This window comes from Frigoribacterium sp. MEB024, assembly GCF_000878135.1.
GTDB lineage: Bacteria > Actinomycetota > Actinomycetes > Actinomycetales > Microbacteriaceae > Frigoribacterium.
This window is the reverse complement of sequence record NZ_JXQZ01000115.1, coordinates 1-301: the sequence shown is the minus strand read 5'-3', so window position 1 is coordinate 301 and position 301 is coordinate 1. Positions and strand designations below refer to the sequence as shown.

The window sequence follows — 301 nt, the reverse complement described above, 5'->3', positions numbered from 1 at the left end:
AGGTCACGGCGGGGTAACGAAGTAGATGCGTTCCAATCCTTTTCGGGTGCGGTGGCGAACCCTGTACATCCCCACCGGGACCAACTGACAAGGAGCTTCACCATGAACGCTTTCACTCGCAAGAACATCACCAAGACCACGCTCGGCCTCGTCGCCTCGGGCGCCCTGATCTTCTCCCTCGCCGCGTGCTCGATGGACTCCGGTTCGTCCACCGACACGTCGTCCTCGTCGAGCTCGTCCTCGTCCGAGCCCAGCGCCGCGTCGACGCCCGCCGCGTCGATCGCCGACCTCAGCAACGGTG

Annotated in this window: 1 pseudogene; it reads left to right on the top strand. The window is 64.5% G+C overall.

Going from position 1 to position 301, the window contains the following annotated elements:
* Positions 1–102: 102 nt before the first annotated feature.
* A pseudogene (locus tag SZ60_RS15380) lies at positions 103–301 on the top strand (hypothetical protein); the annotation flags it as partial.